This window comes from Nocardiopsis sp. TSRI0078, assembly GCF_001905145.1.
Lineage (GTDB): Bacteria > Actinomycetota > Actinomycetes > Streptosporangiales > Streptosporangiaceae > Nocardiopsis.
In genome coordinates this window covers 582,269-599,627 of sequence record NZ_LWLB01000012.1, presented here as the reverse complement: position 1 = coordinate 599,627, position 17,359 = coordinate 582,269, and the positions used below count along the sequence as shown (strand labels likewise).

Below are 17,359 nucleotides of genomic sequence, written 5' to 3'. Positions count from 1 at the left end.
TGGAGGAGGACGGGGACGCCGGGCTGCGGGAGCCGCTGGCCCGGGAGATGCTCGTGGAGCTGGAGGCCCTGCCCCCGGAGGCCGCCGGGAAGTGATCCGGCGACCGGCGGGCCGCCGCCGGGAGGCCGTGCCCCCGGCCGGCCTCGGACCGGCTCCGGGCGCCCGGGCGGGCGCGCTCCCCGCCGCGGACGCCCCGGACCCGTCTCAGCCCGCGTTCTTGCGGCGCTGGCGCACCGCCTCGGCCAGCTGGGAGAGCACCTCGCCGGTGGTCTCCCAGCCCATGCACTTGTCGGTGATCGACTGGCCGTAGGTCAGGTCGGCCGGGTCGCCCAGCTTCTGGGCGCCCTCGACGATGAAGCTCTCCAGCATGACGCCGATGATGCCCTTCTGGCCCTCGGCGACCTGGGCGGCGATCGCGGAGGCCACACCGGGCTGGCGGGTGTGGTCCTTGCCGCTGTTGGCGTGGCTGGCGTCGATCATCAGGCGGCGGGGCAGCCCGGAGCCCTCGATGACGTCCAGGGCCGCGTTGACCGGCTCGGCGCCGAAGTTGGGGCCGCTGCGGCCGCCGCGCAGGATGACGTGGCAGTCCGGGTTGCCCTCGGTCACGACCACGGAGCCGGCCCCGGCGGGGTCGACCCCGAAGAAGGTGTGGGAGGCGGCGGCGGCGCCGACGGCGTCCACGGCCACCTGCACGTCGCCGTCCGTGCCGTTCTTGAAGCCCACGGGCGTGCTCAGGCCGCTGCTCAGCTGGCGGTGCACCTGGCTCTCCGTGGTGCGCGCCCCGATGGCGCCCCAGGAGACGACGTCGGCGATGTACTGGGGGGTGATGGGGTCGAGGAACTCGGTCCCGGCGGGAAGCCCCAGCGAGTTGATGTCCAGCAGGAGCTTGCGCGCGGTGCGCAGGCCGCGGTGCACGTCGTAGGTGTCGTCCAGGCCGGGGTCGTTGATCAGGCCCTTCCACCCCACGGTGGTGCGCGGCTTCTCGAAGTACACGCGCATCACCACGCACAGCTCGTCGCGCAGGGAGGGCACCAGCTCGGCCAGGCGGTGGGCGTAGTCCATGGCGGATTCGGGATCGTGCACCGAGCAGGGGCCCACGACGACCAGCAGCCGGTCGTCGTCGCCGTCCAGTACCCGCTTGACCTCGGCGCGCGAGTCCTCCACCAGGGAGCTGCGCTCGGGACCCAGCGGGAGCTCGGCCAGCAGGTCCCCGGGGGCGATGAGCGGCTTGTAACTGGCCACCCGTGTGTCGTTCGTGCTCGGCATGGTGTTCCCCTTGGGTCCCGTCTGTCCTTATTTCGCTGTCGCCACGAAAGCTGTCACCGTGAAAACAGTAGCGCGGCCGGACACGGGCGACGCGGCCGCACCGGCTATTTCGGCACGGGCCGCATGATGGGAAGGACCACACCGGTTCCGCGGCCGAAAAAGCGTCTCATTTCGTGAGACGAATTTCTGTGGGGGCCATGGCAATTTCCGTCCGGGAGACGGGAGTCCGTCCTCGGACCGGTCAGTCCCCCAGTCCCGGGAGGTCCTCCTCCCAGTACTCGTGCGGGTTGCGCGTGCCGTCGGTGACCGTGCCGCGCTCGGCCTCGGTCCGGCGCAGCTGCACCCGACGAATCTTACCGGAGACGGTCTTGGGCAGCTCGGCGAACTCCAGACGGCGCACCCTCTTGTACGGCGACAGGCGCTCGCGCGCGTGCGCCAGGATCGCCCGAGCGGTCTCGGCGTCGGGCGCCACCCCCTCGACCGGGGCCACGTACGCCTTGGCCACCGCGCGCCGCAGCGGGTCGGGCGAGGGGACGACGGCGGCCTCCGCCACGTATTCGTGCTCGACCAGAACGCTTTCGAGCTCAAATGGTGAGATCCGGTAATCTGAGGCCTTGAACACATCGTCGGATCGGCCGATATAGGTAATGTAGCCGTTCGAATCCCGACTGGCGATGTCACCGGTTCGGTAGAGGCCGCCGCGGGTTACCGACCGGGTGAGGTCGGAGTCGTCGACGTAGCCCTTCATCAGCCCCACGGGCACCTCGGTCAGGTCCACGCAGACCTGCCCGGTGCCGGACGGCTCGTCGGTGACCGGATCCGTCAGGAGTACGTCGTACCCGGGCAGTTCCCGCCCCATCGACCCGGGCACCACCTCCTGGCCGGGGCCGTTGCCGAGCAGCATGGTCGTCTCGGTCTGTCCGAACCCGTCGCGCACAGTCACCCCCCACGCCTCGCGGACCCACTCCACCACGTCGGCGTTGAGCGGCTCGCCGGAGGCCACCGCCTCGCGCAGCCCCACGTCCCACGAGGCCGGGTCGGTCCGCAGGAGCATCCGCCACACCGTGGGCGGCGCGCACAGGACGTCCACCCCGCAGCGCACCACCTCGTCCATCAGCCGTTCGGCGTCGAACCGCTCCTGGTTGACCACCAGCACCGTCGCCTCTGCGTTCCACGGCGCGAACACGCTGCTGTAGGCGTGCTTGGCCCAGCCGGGCGCGGACACGTTCAGGTGGATGTCGCCCGGCTGCACGCCAAGCCAGTACATGGTCGACAGGTGCCCCACCGGGTACGAGCGCTGGGTGTGGGTGACCAGCTTCGGCCAGGAGGCCGTTCCGGAGGTGAAGTACTGCAGCAGGGGGTCGTCGGGGTGCGCGGGGTGGGGCGGGTGGAACTCCAGCCCGGCGTGCTCGGAGTCGGCGTAGCTCAGCCACCCCTCCATGTAGCCCACGCAGATCCGCGTCCAGTGCCCCCGCAGTGACGCGAACTTCTCCGTCTCGGCCGCCGCGCAGACCACGTGCGCGATGTAGCCGCGCTCCAGCCGGTCCAGCAGGTCGTTCTCGGACAGGGCGGTGGCGGTCGGGGCGACCACGGCGCCGAGCTTGATCGCGGCGAGCAGGGTCTCCCACAGTTCCACCTGGTTGCCGAGCATCAGCATGATCCGGTCACCCGCGTGCACGCCCTGGTTGCTCAGCCAGTTCGCCACCTGGCTGGAGCGCTCCGACATCTGCCGGTAGGTGTACTTGGCCTGGCTCCCGTCCTCCTCCACGATCCACAGCGCGGTCCGGTCCGGACGCTGCTCGGCCACCTCGTCGAAGTAGTCCAGTGCCCAGTTGAACCGTTCCGGCCGGGGCCAGGTGAACTCCCGGTGCGCCCTCTCCTGGTCCTCGCGGTGCCTCAGGAGCAGGTCCCGTGCGGCGCGGAACTCCGCCGCACCCGCGGCGGCCTTCTCTCTCGACATCTCTGGCGACCTCCGGTTCAGGGACAGGGCGCCGACCGCACTGTCCGCCGGCTCCGCCCGGGAAGGGGCGGTGGAACGGGTGTGCCCCGCTGGTCCTACCCGGGATGCGTGTCCGTGACGCCTCACCGGGGACGGCCTGCGACCTGCGGTCCGATGGTCTCCGGCGTGGGTTCGGCGCTCCCGCCGCCCTCCCCGGGCGGGCGCCCCGGCGCCTTCCCCGGAAAGTCCGCCACGGCGTCCCGCCGCACGCGGGAGGCCGACCGGGCGCGGGCCTTCGGCGCCTCTTCGGCACCGATCCGCCTGGGCCTAGGATTGGTGTACATGGAGGAACTTCGCGGACACCACGGAAGCTGGCGGATCGACGACGAGACGGTGCGTATCCGCTTCGGCTCCGGCCGCAGGGTGCCCACCCTGTTCAAGTCCTTGGGCGGCTGCTCGGTTCCGATGGCCGCCGTCCGCGAGGTCGACTTCGACCGCGGCAGCCGCAAGCACGGGTGGCGGCTGCGGCTGCGGCTGGTGGAGGACACCGACCCCTACGCGCTCCTGGGCGTCCCCGGCCATGACACGCTCACTCCGCTGCTGATCACCGGACCGCACGAGGGCGAACTCCTCGCCGAGTACTTCTCCGAACAGATCGCCGCCTCGGCCCGCCTCGCCCGGGGGACCCCCGCCGGGGAGCTCGACCCGCGCGAGGTGGCCAGGGGCCTGGTGGCCCGCCCCCCGCTCCAGGTGCGCACCGCCGAGGGGTCGGCGTCCTTCGACGGCACCCGGGTGCGCCTGCAGTGGGACGGCTGGCTCGCCAGCACGGTCAAGGAGAAGGAGAAGTCCCGCGACTACCAGCTGTCCGAGATCGAGTCCGCCCAGTGGTACCCGCCGGTCGACATCACCGAGGGGTACCTGCGGATCGTGCTGCGCGGCGTGACCATCCCCGAGGCCACCGCGCTGGACAACGACCTCTTCACGCTGGCCTCGCACGGCTCCAAGGGCAGCGAGGAGACCCTGCTGATGGCGGCAACCGTCAACGCCCACGTCGCCGCGGCGGAGAAGCCCCGGGCCGGGGCCGCCGCGCTCGGAGCGGGAGCGGCCGACGACGGCGGCGAGGCGGTCTTCGCGACGATCCGCGAGCTGGGGCGCCTGCACGCCGAGGGGCTGCTCACCGACGAGGAGTTCAGCGCCAAGAAGGCCCAGCTCCTCGACCGGCTCTGACCGGCGCTCTTCGACCAGGTGCCCTCCCGGCGACCCCGGCCGCGGCACCCTCCTCCGCCGGGGGCCGCCCGGGGAGGCAACGTTCAGGAAAGGGCTCTCGCTTTGCGTACCTTGTACCCGCCCATCGAGCCGTACGACTCGGGGATGCTCGACGTCGGCGACGGACACCGCGTCTACTGGGAGCTGTGCGGCAACCCCGCGGGCAAGCCGGTGGTGTTCCTGCACGGCGGACCCGGCGGCGGCTGTACACCCGACCACCGCAGGCTCTTCGACCCGGAACGGTACCGGATCCTGCTGTTCGACCAGCGCAACTGCGGGCGCTCCACCCCGCACGCCAGCCGGATGGACACCGACCTGTCCACCAACACCACGTGGACCCTGGTGGGGGACATGGAGCGGCTGCGCGAGATGATCGGTGCCCGGACCTGGCAGGTCTTCGGCGGCTCCTGGGGCAGCTGCCTGGCGCTGGCCTACGCCCAGCAGCACCCCGAACGCGTCAGCGAGCTGGTCGTGCGCGGCATCTTCACCCTGCGCGAGGACGAGCTGCGCTGGTTCTACCAGGAGGGCGCCTCCCACCTCTTCCCGGACCTGTGGGAGTCCTACCTGGCGCCCATCCCCGAGGACGAGCGCGGCGACCTCATCGCCGCCTACGCGCGTCGCCTCAACTCCCCGGACCGGGAGGAGCGCCTGGCGGCGGCGCGGGCGTGGAGCGTGTGGGAGGGGTCCACGGTCACCCTGCTGCCCAACGAGGCGCTGCGCGAGCACCACGCGGACGAGGACTACGCGCTGGCCTTCGCGCGGATCGAGAACCACTACTTCGTCAACGGCGGGTTCCTCACGCCGAACCAGCTCATCGACGGGGCGGAGAAGATCCGGGACATCCCCGGCGTGATCGTGCAGGGCCGCTACGACGTGTGCACCCCGGTCCGTACCGCCTACGACCTGCACAAGGCGTGGCCGGAGGCGGACTTCCACATCGTGGGCGACGCCGGGCACGCGTTCAACGAGCCCGGCATCCTGCACCACCTGATCGAGGCGACCGACCGTTTCGCGCGGTAGGCGGACCGGTCCCGGGAGGCGCCGCGGCGCCTCCCGGGACCGGTGGCCCACCACGCCGCGGTCCCGTTCCTTCCGTGTCCGGTCCTCTAGTCGTACCGGCCCGGCAGGTCGGGCGCGCGGTCGACGGAGCAGTCCAGGTTCGCCTGGGCGCCGATCTCGAACAGGCCCAGCTCGTCCAGCTGCTGGTACCCCCGGTGGCGGGACAGGTTCCACGAGGCGAGGTCCATGTCCTCCAGGTCCTCCACACGGTCCTGGAAGCCCAGCAGCGCGCAGTCGCGGTCGGTCTCCTCCAGCTCCATCAGCGCGGGGATCGCGTCGGTGGACAGGTCGCGCAGGTACCAGGTGTCGACCACGGCCAGGTCCGGGTCGTGGTGGCTCTCGGCGATACGCAGGTCGGGGTTGCCGTAGGCGAACACGGCCAGGGCGGCGCCGGAGAGGGCGACCGTGACCCTGGGCAGCCAGGCCGTCGGCCGGCCCAGGGTGTTGAACACGCCCGCCGCGACCACCAGGCCGAACACCCCGGCGCTCCACAGGATCCACGCCTCGGCGCTGGCCCGCAGCCGGGTCAGGCCGAAGGCGTCGATGTACAGCTGCAGGCGCATCATCGCCGAGGCGAGGATGACCAGGGTGAGCACGCACAGCAGCCCGAGCAGGGCGTTGCGCAGGGTGCGGGTGGCGGTCGGCCGGGACGGCAGGACGCGCACGGCCACCGCGATGACGCCCAGGACCAGCGCGCTGACCACGACCAGCTGGAAGAAGCCCTGGCGGGCGTACTCGGCGTAGGTGACCCCGGCGACGCGCTGGACGTGGTCCTCGCCGCCGAACATGGCGACGGCCTGCACCGCGAGGAAGGCGGTGAACAGCAGGACCAGGGCGCTGAGCGGGATCGTCCACACCCACACCGGCAGGGGCGTCCGGTCGGACTCGGTGACAGCGGGGCCGGGGTGGGGAACGGTCTTCGGCGCGTGGCGGCGGCGGGCGGCCAGGACCGCGGCGCCGGTGAGGAGGACGGCCACCACCATGGCGAACAGGTCGCCGATCGGGTTGAACGCGCCGGGTTCGGAGAACAGCCCGGAGAACACCCGGTACAGGTAGCCGGCGAACACCGCGTCGGCGAGGGCGAACAGCAGGCCGAAGACGAGCAGCAGGATGACCGTGAACAGCACGGTGAGCACGACCGGTCCGACCAGGTTGCGGGACCGCGCACCGCGCAGGGGCGCGGCCAGGAACCGGGGTGTGGAGGGCAGGTTGCGCAGCAGGGCGAAGGCGCCGGTGAGGACGCCGACGGCGCCCTGGCGCGAGGCGGGGTTGCGCGCGGCGAAGGCCATCGAGGCGAAGAAGAAGGACGCGGTCAGCGTCCAGAGGAGCACCCAGCCCGCGTCGCGGAACAGCGCCGTGAACAGTAGGACGGCGGAGAGCACGCCGTAGACGGCCGACCAGGTGTAGGAGTAGCGGTCGGGCCCGGAGGCCGTGTCAGTGCTCCACAGGAACGGTGCTCCGGGGGAGCCGCCGGTGCCGGACCCCGCCGCCCTTCCTCCTGCGTCCACCGCCTCGGCGGATCCGCCGGTTCCGGCGCCGCCGTCGGCTCCGGTGGTCTCGGAGGCGGGGAAGGCCTCGGGGGAACCGCCGTCCCCGGGTGCCGCGTCCCCGGCCTCTCCGTCGGGAGCCGGGTCCCCGGCCTCGTCCCTCCCGTCCGGAACCCGGTCGCCCTCGGGCTCCCCGCGGTCTCCGGCGGTCCCGCTCCCGGCCCGGGCTCCGGTGTCGGCGGCCTCGGCTGTCTCGGTGACCTCGGCCCCGGCGTCGTCGGAGGCGTCCTCGAGTCGCGGTGCCCCGTCCTCCGCCCTCTCGGCGGGGCCGTCCTCAAGGGTCGGGGAGAGGGCGTGGCCGCCTCCGGCCCCGGTGTCCTCGGAGGAACCGGGCTCCTCCTCTTCCACGCCGCTCTCGGGGATGGCGGGACGCACCATGAGCGCGGCGAGCGCGGTCAGCCCGGCGGCCACGCCGGTGATGACCAGGCCGATCCCCGGGCGGTCGAGGGTGGCCAGCAGCGCGGCCACCACGCCGACGCCGAGCACGGCGACCGGCAGCCACGCGGGAGCCCGGGGCAGCGGCACCCGGGGCCTGGGCGGCTGGTGGTAGACGGGCTGGTACTGCTGCCCGGGGGAAAGGTGCTCGAACGGGGGACCGTACTGGCGGGGGCCGTCCGGAGGAGGTCCGTACCGGTACGGACCCGGGGGAGGGCCGGGCGGCCCGGACGTTCCCGGCGGGGCGGGGGCGGGCCCCGTCGTCGACGTGTCCCCGGAACCCGTGGCGGTCTCGTTCTCGCTCACCTCACGCACCTTTCCCGACGGCGCCATAGGGGCTCGGCGCCGTCGGGAGTGTGACCGTGCACGACCGCCGACGGTTCACATAGCGTCTGGTTTGTTGCCGAATGCGAAGCTCTGGGGTGCACGCGAAGCCGCTGTGCGGGCCTTCGCCGATGGTCCTTCCCGGCGACACCGCGGGAGCCGGGAGGGGGCGCCGGGAGCAGGATCGTCCAGGAGGGCGCCGGGACCGCGCCCGGTGGGTGCCGTCCGCCGCGCGGCGGGGTATGTGTCCGCCGAGCACGCCCCAGGGGCGCGCCCGCCGACACACAGCCTTCCGCGTTGAGGAGCGACGATGCGAGTCCAGGTCGACTACGACCAGTGCGAGAGCAACGCCCTGTGCATGGCCGCGGCCCCGGAGGTGTTCGAGGTCCGCGACGACGACTTCCTCTACCTGCTCACCGAGGAGCCCGCCGCCGAGTCCCGCGAACGCGTCCGCCAGGCCGAGCGCGTGTGCCCCAAGCGGGCCATCACCGTGCTGGAGTGACCCCCGCGGCCTCCAGGGCCTCGTCCCACGTCGTCGGCTTCTCCAGCAGCCCCCGGTAGCGCATCGTCCGCGGCGTGGAGCGCAGCCCCAGCACACCGGTGAGCATGCCGTCCCGGCCGAGGAAGGCCACGAACTTTCGGTCCTCCGGGGAACCGTGCACGAAGGTGACCTGATCGGCCGGGGCGCCCTGCCCCAGCAGCTGGATCTTCATCCGGTATTGGTCGGACCAGAAGTAGGGCACCGGGGTGAAGGGCGTGCGCCCCTCCTCGCCCGCGAGCAGGTTGCGCGCGGCGGCCTCGCCCTGTTCCGCCGCGTTGGTCCAGTGCTCCAGCCGGATCCGCCCGCCGTAGCGCGGGTGCGGCCAGTTCGCCAGGTCGCCGACCGCGTACACGTTCGGCACCGACGTCGCGGAGTACTCGTCGCACGCCACCGAACCGTCGGCCAGCAGCTCCACCCCGGACCCGCGCAGCCACTCGGTGTTCAGGTGCACACCGATCCCGGCGACCACCAGGGAGGCCTCGACGGCGGAGCCGTCGGCCAGGCGGACGCGCTCCACCCGCTCCCGGCCCTCGAAACCGGTCACGCCCACGCCCAGGCGCACGTCCACGCCGTTCTCCCGGTGCAGCTCGGTCAGGACCTCGCCGATCCGCGGGTCCACCACCCGGGTCAGCGGGGTGGGAGCCGCCTCCACCAGCGTCACGTCCATGCCCACGGCGCGGGCGCTGGCCGCCACCTCGGCGCCGACGAAGCCGGCCCCGACCACCACCAGGCGCCCGCCGGAGCCGAACTCCTCCCGCACCGCCTCGGCGTCGTCCAGTGTGCGCAGGACGTGCACGCCCGCCAGGTCGGTGGCGGGGCGGCGCGCCCGCGCGCCCGTGGCGATCACCAGGCCGTCGTAGCGCACCGTCCCGGGGCCGTCGGGGCCGTCCACGCGCACCTCGCGGGCACCGGTGTCCAGCCCCACGGCCCGGCTGCCCGGCCGAAAGTCCAGGCCGAGCCCGTCCACGACCTCCTCGTCGCGCAGCCGCAGCGCCTTGTGGCCCGCCAGCCAGCCGGGGCCGCCCCCGGAGGGGTCCAGCCCCACACCGGTCAGGACCTCCTTGGACAGCGGCGGCCGCGAGTAGGGATGGTGCGCCTCCTCGCCGAGGAGCGTCAGCCGCCCGTCGAACCCGCGTTCGCGCAGCGCCTCGGCGGTGTGCAGCCCCGCCATCCCGGCGCCGACGATGACGATGTCGTTCAGCGTCTCCCGCACTGTGGTGTCCCTTCCGGTGGTGGTCCCTCGAAGGAGGGCGTCGTCAGAGTGGGCGGACCTCGCCGACGGGGGCGCCACCTCCGTGGACGTCGACGCGCAGCCGGTCCTGGACGGGGGACACGTCCACACCGAGGGTCCGCAGTGCGTCGAGTGCGACCAGGGTACGCGCGCGCTCCGCCGCGTCCCCGTCACTGATCTTGACGGCGACGGTCTCGCCGGTGGCGGCGCTGAGCACCAGGACGCCGTCGGCACCGATCTTGGAGACCAGTCCGGGCATCCGCGTCATGAGGTCGGTGTCGACGCGGTCGGTGCCCGCGACGTACAGCGGGTGGGCGCTCATCGCGTCGACGACCGCGCGCTCAGGGCTCCCCTCGGGGGCCGTGCGCATCCGCCACAGGCCCCGGGCCAGCCCGGCCAGGGAGACGGCCATCTGGGGCGCTCCGCAGCCGTCCACGGCGGTGTGCGCGACGGGCTCCTCGCACAGCTCCTCGATGGTCTCGCGCACGAGCACCTGGAAGGGGTGGCCGGGGTCGAGGTAGTCCCCGGTGCTCCAGCCCCGGGCGACGCAGGCGGAGAGCATGCCCGCGTGCTTGCCGGAGCAGTTCATCAGCACGCGCTCGGGCTCGCGGCCGGCGCGGACGAACTCCTCGCGTGCCTTCGCGCCGCCGGGGACGTCCGGCGGGCAGCGCAGGTCGTCGGCGGTGAGCCCGGCGGCTGCGAGGATGCGCCCGGCCTCGACGGTGTGGATCTCCTCACCGCTGTGGCTGCCCGCGGCGACGGCCAGGGAGGGGCCCTCCAAGGGCGCGCCCGCGCGCAGCATCGCCAGCGCCTGGAAGGGCTTGGCGGAGGAGCGCGGGAACATGGGCTGGTGCACGGGGCCGCGCGCGTAGGCGATCCGGCCGTCCGGGGACAGCCCGACGACCGCACCGTAGTGGACGTTCTCGAGCATCCCGGACCGGGTGGCCTCCGCCAGGGGGACGTACTCGGGCAGCGGGCTCTGGGGCATGCGGGCTCTCCTCGCCGTTGAGGTCGGGGCAGGGTGTGCGTGGGGTGCCCTCGTCTGGGCGGACACGCCTAAGAACGTTACATAATCCACCTTTCTTCCGATCCCCGGCGGGTGCGGACCGCCCAGACCACGGGGAACGGCGGTGGAGCCCCCGCGGCGGCGGGGGTCCGCATGAAGGCCCGTGTCGGAGGCGGGGAGTAGGGTCGTTGCCGGTACACACCAGGAGAAACGACCGGCTGACACGGCAGGACGAGGGAGTGGGGCACACGATGGGAACGCTGCGGGCGGGCGCGCTGACCCGGCGCAGGGTCGGCATGCGGGCGGCGGACCTGGAGTACGCGGTGCTCGACATGGAGACCACCGGCCTCGAACCGGGCGAGGGCGCGCGCATCGTGGAGATCGCGGTGGTGCGTGTGCGCGGTGACGGCAAGCTGGTCGAGGAGTTCAGCACGCTGGTCGACCCGCGCGCGCCTGTGCGGGGGCGGGAGTTCCACGGCATCTCCGAGAGCGACACCGTCGGCGCCCCGACCGTCGCCCAGGTGGTGCCCAGGCTGGCCGGGCTGCTGTCCGGCGCGGTCGTGGTCAGCCACAACCTCGACTTCGAGCAGCGCTTCCTCGGCTCGGAACTGGTGCCCGCGGGGCTTCCGGCGGGACAGCCCGGGCTGTGCACGCTGCGCGCGCTGCGCTCGCAGGTGGACCTGGAGCGGTACTCGCTGCCCAAGGCCTCCTTCCAACTCAGCGGGGACTGGCCGACCGGGCAGCACACGGCGCTGGGCGACGCCCGCGCCTGCGCCAAGCTGCTCACGGAGATGCTCACCAACGCCCCGGGCGAGCTGCGCTACGCCGGACCCTCCCCGAAGCGCTCCGCGGCGACGGCTCCGGCCCCCGGCCCGGCGGACACGCCGGTCCGTTGGAAGCCGCGTACGGCGCCGCCGCCCGGCGGGCTGGAGCCGCTGAGCCCCTGGCGGGCGCGGTGGCGGCCCCACGAACTGGACCCGGCGCTGTGCGGCGGGGCCTTCGACGCCGCGGACCGGGTGGCGGCCGAGGCGGCCGCGCACCGCGACACCCGTCTCCGGGAGCGGCTGGCCACGGCCGCCGCCGTGACGGGCGGGATCGCCGCCACGGCCGCGGGCGGGCTGCTGGTGCGGCTGGCGGGCGGCCGCGTCGGGGCCTGAGCGGCCGGGCCGTGCTCAGACGCCGGACAGGGTGAGGAAGAACGCCACGATCAGGGCGCTGCCGCCGACCGCGGTGAGCAGCGCCCTGCCCTGTTCGGTGAGCCGGGCCGAGACCAGGCGCACGCGCGGGGGGACCCCGGGGTGCCGCGCGGTGGCCACGGAGCCGCGGCCGGGGCGGGGCGCCGGGGGCCGGCCGGGCACGTAGCGGGGCACCTTGTTGAACAGGGCGACCGCCACCAGGGCGGCGCCGAGGAGGATCAGCACGAGGGACACGTCGGAGAGGGCCTCACACTCGGTCGGAGGGTGGCCGCCCGGGGGCGGAGCGGGGGACCGATTCTCGCCGACGGGCCGTGCCGCCGCGACCTGGGGGCGCCCGGCCGGCGCCGTGGCGGAGGGTTAGGTCCCGGCCCTTATGACCTGGTGCTCACGCTCTTCCACCCTGGGTCGCGGTGCCCGTGGGTTTGAGCAGGATGGTGTCGACGGTTTCGGTCGCCACCCCGAGGGCGCGGAGCACGAACCGGGTGACCAGCGCGTGGGTCTCGTCCAGGTCGATCTCGCCGCTGACGAGCGGCAGGCGTTGGGAGCCGACCATCGACAGGGTGAGCCGGGCCGTGTGGTCGGCGGGCAGGGGGTCGAACTCGCCCGCGAGGACGCCCTCCTCCAGGATCTCGGTCAGCAGGCGCTGCATGGGCGCCACGTGGGCGGCGAGCGCCTGGTAGGCGTCGGGGCCGAGGCTGGCCCCGAGCTCGGCGGCCGGCGGGTGCGGGTGCGCCATGATGCCCTCCAGCTGGAGGCGGACGAACGACGAGACCCGCCGTGCCGCCGACACCCCGGAGGGCAGTTCGCGCCGGTACCGCTCGACGAAGGCGCTGTTGACCTGCTCGGTGAACGCCAGGAGCAGCGCGGGCTTGTCCGGGAAGTAGTTGTACAGCGCGGTGCGGGTCAGCCCCGCGGAGTTGGCCACGTCGGTCATGGAGACGCGGTCGATCCCCTGGGTCCGGATCAGCTCGTCGACGGCCTCCATGATGCGCTCCCGCGTACGGGCACGGTGGGCGGCGATGGTCGGCGCCGTGATCTTGGGCATCCTCCTATGGTGTCACGGCGCGGGGGCGCCGCGGCGTGGTTCGGCGCTTTCCGGGGAGCGGCCGCCGGAGCTTCATGCGGCGCCGGACACGTACTCCCGCCCCAGGTCGGCGAACACCTCGGTGTTGAGCTGGTAGGCCAGCCGGGTCTCGGCCACCAGGCGGGCCGCGGTGGTCTCGTCCAGGTCCAGGGAGTCGAGCCGCTCCCGGTACCCGGCGCGGAACCGGGGGAGGCTGCCCAGCCCGTCGAAGACGTAGAAGGCGACGCCGGCCCCGTCGGTGAGCCCGTAGGCCTTGGCCGCCGCGCGGCGGATGAACTGGCCCCCGGACACGTCGCCCATGTAGCGGGTGTAGTGGTGGGCGACGAACCCCTCGGGGCGGTCGGCCATCTGCTCGATGCGCGCCACGTAGGTGCGGGTGGCCGGAGTGGGGGAGATCCTCTCGCGCCAGTCGGCGCCGAGCAGGTGCTCCAGGTCGCGGACCAGCGCGGGGACCCGTTCCAGTTCCGGCCGGTGGAACCCACCGGCGACGGGGTCCTCCGCCAGCAGCCCGCCGGTCTCCTCCAGGGCGACGTAGGCGAAGTAGTGCTGGGCGACCATCCCGGTGTACCCGGCCAGGGGGAGTGTGCCGTCCAGGAGGGCCCGGGCGAACCCGTGGTCCTCCGCGGCCTGGTGGTCGTTCCAGGTCGCGGCCCTGAGCCGCTCGGAGAACGACGGGGGGTCGGGGACAGACGTCGTGGGGACCTCGGCCGCTGTGCTCATCGGTGCCGTCCGCCTTCCGTGCCGCACGTTTTATGACATCATGTCATTTAGATGTCCGCCACTGTCAAGGCGGATACGACAACCTGTCACGAAAAATCGTCCCCACCCCACGCCGGACGAGCCCTCGGGCACGTCCGCGCGGGTCAGGGGAGGGCCGGGTGGGATCTCGGGTAGGCTCCGCTTGGTTCCAGGCGTGTCCCCCGTCACACCGCGCACGTGCTTCCGCACGCGCATATGCCCGTTCCGTCCAGGTGTGGGGAGTCCTTCCGTGACCCCGTCCCGGGCGGGGACCGGGTTCTCTCGCAGGCGCGACGGCGCAACGGTTCCGTCCGTCGGCGTCGGATGTGTCTCGTCACGGTCGCTGGTCAACAGGTCGCCGGGGCGATTATCGTTTGGATGCCGTGCGGTCCGAGCCGTTGGGAAGAGCCCCGGGTGTCCCCGGGGCCATGCGGCGCGAGAGCACCCCACGGACCGGCAGACCAAGGGCGATGAGTGGATACCAGGAGAACAGAGCACGATCCCGTGACGGTGATCGGCGGGGAGGCGGCACAGGCCGCCTCCGCCACAGGCGCCGCCTCGTACGACGGTGCCTTCCTGGACGACGACACCGTCGCGAACGAGCGGGTGGAGGCCAACGTCGAATCGGTTGACGTCCTACTGATCGAAGACGATCCGGGCGACGCCTTCCTCGCCGAGGAACTGCTCGACGAGACCGCCCTGACCACGCGCATCACCTGGGTACCGACCCTCGGTGAGGCGCGCGAGCACCTGGAGGGGTTCCGCGGCTGCGTGCTGCTCGACCTCAACCTCCCCGACGCCCAGGGCCTGGACCTGCTCCGCGAGGTCCTGGAGAGCGCGCCCCGCGCGGCCGTCGTCGTCCTCACGGGGCTCGACGACGAGCACGAGGGCATCGCCGCCGTGTCCGCGGGCGCCCAGGACTACCTCGTCAAGGGGCAGGTCGACGGCTCCCTGCTCGGACGCAGCCTGCGCTACTCCCTCGAACGGCGCCGCGCCGACGAGAACGCCAACCAGCTCCGCGAGGCCCGCCTGCGCGCCCGCGAGAACATGCGCCTCGAACGCGGACTACTGCCCCAGGTCCTCCTCCAGCGCTCGCCGCTGGAGCACCGCGCCTACTACCGCCCCGGTCGCAAGCGCGCCCTGGTCGGCGGGGACTTCTACGACGCGGTCGAGAAGGACGGCACCACCCACGTCATCATCGGCGACGTCAGCGGACACGGCCCCGACGAGGCCGCCCTCGGCGTCAGCCTGCGCATCGCCTGGCGCGCCCTCATCATGGGCGGCGTCGACGAGGAGCTCGTCCTGCCCAACCTGGAGCGCATCCTGGTCAGCGAACGCGCGCAGGAGGAGCTGTACGCGACGCTGTGCATGGCGAGCATGGACACCGGCGACGACCGGGTCAGGCTCCGCGTCCTGGGGCACCCGCCGCCCATGGTCCTGCGCGACGGCGCCGTGGAGGAGACCCCGGTCACCCCGCAGCCCCCTCTGGGCGTCTTCCCGGTCGAGCAGACCGACATCGACGAGATCGTGCTCCCCGTCGGGTCGACCATGCTCTTCTACACCGACGGACTCGTGGACGCCTACGACGGCGCCCCGCCCGCGCGCCTGGAGGTCGCGGGCCTGCGCCGCATGGTCACCGGGGTGCTGGCACAGGACGCCTCCCTGGCCCGGCTGCCCGAACGACTGGTGGACGAGGCGGAGAGCAGCAACGGCGGACCGCTCCAGGACGACGTGGCGATGCTGCTCATCACCCACGGAGAGCCCGGGTGAGAGAGCCCGGAGAGGAGACGGCCATGGAGACCGAGGGATCCGGGCCGGCCCCGGACACCGGCGTGCGCGGTGGTGCCTCCACCGGCGGCACGCACTTCGTCAACGGCGCGGGCCGTGAACGCGGACGCCTCCCCCGAGAGTCGTGGAGCCTGCGGCGGCGCGTCACCAGCCTGCTGACCGTGGTCGCCGTGGTCCTGGTCGTGGCGGTGTCGGTCATCACCCTGGCCGCGCTGGAGGCCCGTGAGTCCCTCAACCTGCAGGTCGACTCCCTGACCCCCGCGGTGAGCGCCGTCGAGCAGACCAGCGGGGCCTACCTCACCCAGGACCACGCCCTGCGCGGCTACATCCTCACCGAGGACCGCGAGTTCCTCCAGCCCTACGTCGAGAGCCAGCTGACCCTGGCGGAGCACCGGGCCTCCCTGGCCCAGCTGGCCGAGGACAACCCCGAGGTGGCCGCCAACGTCGACGACATGCTCACCGCGGGCCGGGTGTGGACCGAGGAGTTCGCCGAGCCCGCCCTGGAGCAGGTCAGCAGCGGCCAGGAGATCTCCCAGGAGGACCTGCGGCGCGGCCGGATCCTGTTCCTGGAGCTCACCCGGATCAGCGACACCACCGCCCAGCAGCTGAAGGCCGAGATCAACGAGGCCCGCGACGGCCTGGCCCTGGCCACCCAGCAGGTCGTCGCCCTGCTGGTCCTGGTCGGCCTGGTCGTGGTGTTCCTGTCGGTGTTCCTGTGGGTGATGCTCCAGCAGTGGGTGCTGCGTCCCCTGGACGAGCTGGCGGGCCACATGCGCCAGGTGTCGGAGGGCTACTACGCGCACCGGATCTCCCTGCACGGCCCGCCGGAGATCGTCCGGCTGGGCCGGGACGTGGACGCCATGCGCGAGCGCATCGTGCACGACCTGGAGGAGGTCGCCTCCGCCCGGCGCAAGCTCCAGGAGCAGTCCACCCTCCTGGAGAACCAGACCGAGGAGCTGCGCCGCTCCAACCTGGAGCTGGAGCAGTTCGCCTACGTCGCCTCCCACGACCTCCAGGAGCCCCTGCGCAAGGTGGCGAGCTTCTGCCAGCTGCTCCAGCGCCGCTACCAGGGACAGCTGGACGAGCGCGCCGACTCCTACATCGACTTCGCGGTCGAGGGTGCCAAGCGCATGCAGACCCTCATCAACGACCTGCTGGCCTTCTCCCGGGTCGGCCGGACCAGGAACTTCGCCCCCGTTCCCCTGGACGGCGCCCTGGACGACGCGCTGAGCAGCCTGTCCACCCGCCTGGAGGAGGTGGACGCGGAGGTCACCTGGGACCCGCTGCCGACCGTGCAGGGCGACCGCACCCTGCTCACCCAGGTGTTCTTCAACCTGGTGGGCAACGCCGTGAAGTTCCGCGGCGAGGAGGACCCCCGCGTCCACATCAGCGCCGAGCGGCGCGAGGACGAGTGGGTGTTCTGCTGCGCGGACAACGGGATCGGGATCGAACCCCAGTACGCCGAGCGCATCTTCGTGATCTTCCAGCGGCTGCACACCAGGGACAAGTACACGGGGACGGGCATCGGCCTGGCGATGTGCAAGAAGATCGTGGAGTTCCACGGGGGGCGGATCTGGCTGGACACCGGTTCGCGCGACCCCGAGGTGCCCGAAACCTCAGAGCAAGAGAACTCCGGTCAGACCGGAACCCGCATATGCTGGTCCTTGCCCGTCGACTCCGAGCAGGAGGAGAACGCGGTCCCCGAGGGGGGAACCGCCGGAACCGCTCCCAGCGATAACGGAGTCGAGGGCACCGAGGACGCCGAGACCGCAACCCCCGAGGACTCGGCTCCGACGGCCGCACGACAGTCCACGGGTACGGGTTCCCCGGAGGAGGACGAAGGCGCCGGACCGGACGACGGATCCGGCGGCGCCCGGTCCGCTCCACCCGACACCGGTGGCGGTACGGTTCCCCCCGGCCACGGGGCGGGGCCCTGAGG

The 17,359-nt window shown here is 72.8% G+C and carries 14 protein-coding genes; 6 read left to right on the top strand and 8 right to left on the bottom strand.

Annotated features, from left to right (window positions below; genetic code table 11):
- Positions 1 to 204: 204 nt before the first annotated feature.
- Positions 205 to 1,266 (bottom strand): 3-deoxy-7-phosphoheptulonate synthase, encoded by a 1,062-nt coding sequence (locus tag A6A08_RS12850; protein WP_073702774.1) that lies wholly within the window; start codon positions 1,264 to 1,266, stop codon positions 205 to 207.
- Between the two features lie 241 nt (positions 1,267 to 1,507).
- Positions 1,508 to 3,226: an AMP-binding protein gene (locus A6A08_RS12845; protein ID WP_073702773.1), complete on the bottom strand. Its 1,719-nt coding sequence runs from the start codon at positions 3,224 to 3,226 to the stop codon at positions 1,508 to 1,510.
- 321 nt (positions 3,227 to 3,547) lie between these two features.
- Here A6A08_RS12845 and A6A08_RS12840 point away from each other — a divergent pair, with 321 nt between their 5' ends.
- Together A6A08_RS12840 and pip are read left to right on the top strand one after the other, a co-directional pair.
- Positions 3,548 to 4,432 (top strand): DUF4429 domain-containing protein, encoded by an 885-nt coding sequence (locus tag A6A08_RS12840; protein ID WP_073702772.1) that lies wholly within the window; start codon positions 3,548 to 3,550, stop codon positions 4,430 to 4,432.
- A 102-nt stretch (positions 4,433 to 4,534) separates the two neighbouring features.
- Positions 4,535 to 5,491 carry a prolyl aminopeptidase gene (gene pip / locus A6A08_RS12835; protein WP_073702771.1) on the top strand — a complete coding sequence of 319 codons (957 nt, stop codon included), beginning with the start codon at positions 4,535 to 4,537 and terminating at the stop codon, positions 5,489 to 5,491.
- Between the two features lie 86 nt (positions 5,492 to 5,577).
- On the opposite strand, the gene A6A08_RS28790 is transcribed toward pip, so the two are convergent.
- On the bottom strand, positions 5,578 to 7,818 hold the full coding sequence (locus A6A08_RS28790; protein WP_242422464.1) for a DUF4153 domain-containing protein: 2,241 nt from the start codon (positions 7,816 to 7,818) through the stop codon (positions 5,578 to 5,580).
- Between the two features lie 328 nt (positions 7,819 to 8,146).
- Between A6A08_RS28790 and A6A08_RS12825 the strand changes: the two genes are divergently transcribed.
- A complete protein-coding gene (locus A6A08_RS12825; protein WP_073702770.1) occupies positions 8,147 to 8,338 on the top strand; it encodes a ferredoxin in 192 nt (63 codons plus the stop codon).
- Here the strand turns inward: A6A08_RS12825 and A6A08_RS12820 are convergent.
- Entirely contained in the window at positions 8,322 to 9,590 is a 1,269-nt protein-coding gene (locus A6A08_RS12820; RefSeq protein ID WP_073702769.1) for an NAD(P)/FAD-dependent oxidoreductase, read from the bottom strand. The two genes, A6A08_RS12825 and A6A08_RS12820, sit on opposite strands and share 17 nt — an antisense overlap.
- Positions 9,591 to 9,633: 43 nt before the next feature.
- Positions 9,634 to 10,596, bottom strand: coding sequence for an asparaginase (locus tag A6A08_RS12815; RefSeq protein WP_073702768.1), 963 nt, complete (start codon positions 10,594 to 10,596; stop codon positions 9,634 to 9,636).
- Positions 10,597 to 10,865: 269 nt separating this feature from the next.
- Here A6A08_RS12815 and A6A08_RS12810 point away from each other — a divergent pair, with 269 nt between their 5' ends.
- Positions 10,866 to 11,771, top strand: coding sequence for a PolC-type DNA polymerase III (locus tag A6A08_RS12810; protein WP_073702828.1), 906 nt, complete (start codon positions 10,866 to 10,868; stop codon positions 11,769 to 11,771).
- Between the two features lie 15 nt (positions 11,772 to 11,786).
- On the opposite strand, the gene A6A08_RS12805 is transcribed toward A6A08_RS12810, so the two are convergent.
- From A6A08_RS12805 to A6A08_RS12795, 3 genes are all read right to left on the bottom strand, one after another.
- Positions 11,787 to 12,044 carry a hypothetical protein gene (locus A6A08_RS12805; protein ID WP_073702767.1) on the bottom strand — a complete coding sequence of 86 codons (258 nt, stop codon included), beginning with the start codon at positions 12,042 to 12,044 and terminating at the stop codon, positions 11,787 to 11,789.
- 151 nt (positions 12,045 to 12,195) lie between these two features.
- Positions 12,196 to 12,855, bottom strand: coding sequence for a TetR/AcrR family transcriptional regulator (locus A6A08_RS12800; protein ID WP_073702766.1), 660 nt, complete (start codon positions 12,853 to 12,855; stop codon positions 12,196 to 12,198).
- 72 nt (positions 12,856 to 12,927) lie between these two features.
- Positions 12,928 to 13,614, bottom strand: coding sequence for a heme oxygenase (biliverdin-producing) (locus tag A6A08_RS12795; protein ID WP_073702765.1), 687 nt, complete (start codon positions 13,612 to 13,614; stop codon positions 12,928 to 12,930).
- 522 nt (positions 13,615 to 14,136) lie between these two features.
- On the opposite strand from A6A08_RS12795, the gene A6A08_RS12790 reads away from it, so the two are divergent.
- Positions 14,137 to 15,402, top strand: a complete 1,266-nt coding sequence (locus A6A08_RS12790; RefSeq protein WP_073702764.1) for a PP2C family protein-serine/threonine phosphatase — start codon at positions 14,137 to 14,139, stop codon at positions 15,400 to 15,402.
- A 23-nt stretch (positions 15,403 to 15,425) separates the two neighbouring features.
- Positions 15,426 to 17,357, top strand: a complete 1,932-nt coding sequence (locus tag A6A08_RS12785) for an ATP-binding protein (protein ID WP_073702763.1) — start codon at positions 15,426 to 15,428, stop codon at positions 17,355 to 17,357.
- The last annotated feature ends 2 nt before the right edge of the window (positions 17,358 to 17,359 follow it).

What these genes read in the sequence shown, in the direction of transcription:
- A6A08_RS12850 (WP_073702774.1), bottom strand. Translation starts at nt 1,266, where the DNA reads ATGCCGAGCACGAACGACACACGGGTGGCCAGTTACAAGCCGCTCATC.
- A6A08_RS12845 (WP_073702773.1), bottom strand. Translation starts at nt 3,226, where the DNA reads ATGTCGAGAGAGAAGGCCGCCGCGGGTGCGGCGGAGTTCCGCGCCGCA.
- A6A08_RS12840 (WP_073702772.1), top strand. Translation starts at nt 3,548, where the DNA reads ATGGAGGAACTTCGCGGACACCACGGAAGCTGGCGGATCGACGACGAG.
- A6A08_RS12825 (WP_073702770.1), top strand. Translation starts at nt 8,147, where the DNA reads ATGCGAGTCCAGGTCGACTACGACCAGTGCGAGAGCAACGCCCTGTGC.
- A6A08_RS12815 (WP_073702768.1), bottom strand. Translation starts at nt 10,596, where the DNA reads ATGCCCCAGAGCCCGCTGCCCGAGTACGTCCCCCTGGCGGAGGCCACC.
- A6A08_RS12810 (WP_073702828.1), top strand. Translation starts at nt 10,866, where the DNA reads ATGGGAACGCTGCGGGCGGGCGCGCTGACCCGGCGCAGGGTCGGCATG.
- A6A08_RS12800 (WP_073702766.1), bottom strand. Translation starts at nt 12,855, where the DNA reads ATGCCCAAGATCACGGCGCCGACCATCGCCGCCCACCGTGCCCGTACG.
- A6A08_RS12795 (WP_073702765.1), bottom strand. Translation starts at nt 13,614, where the DNA reads ATGAGCACAGCGGCCGAGGTCCCCACGACGTCTGTCCCCGACCCCCCG.
- A6A08_RS12785 (WP_073702763.1), top strand. Translation starts at nt 15,426, where the DNA reads ATGGAGACCGAGGGATCCGGGCCGGCCCCGGACACCGGCGTGCGCGGT.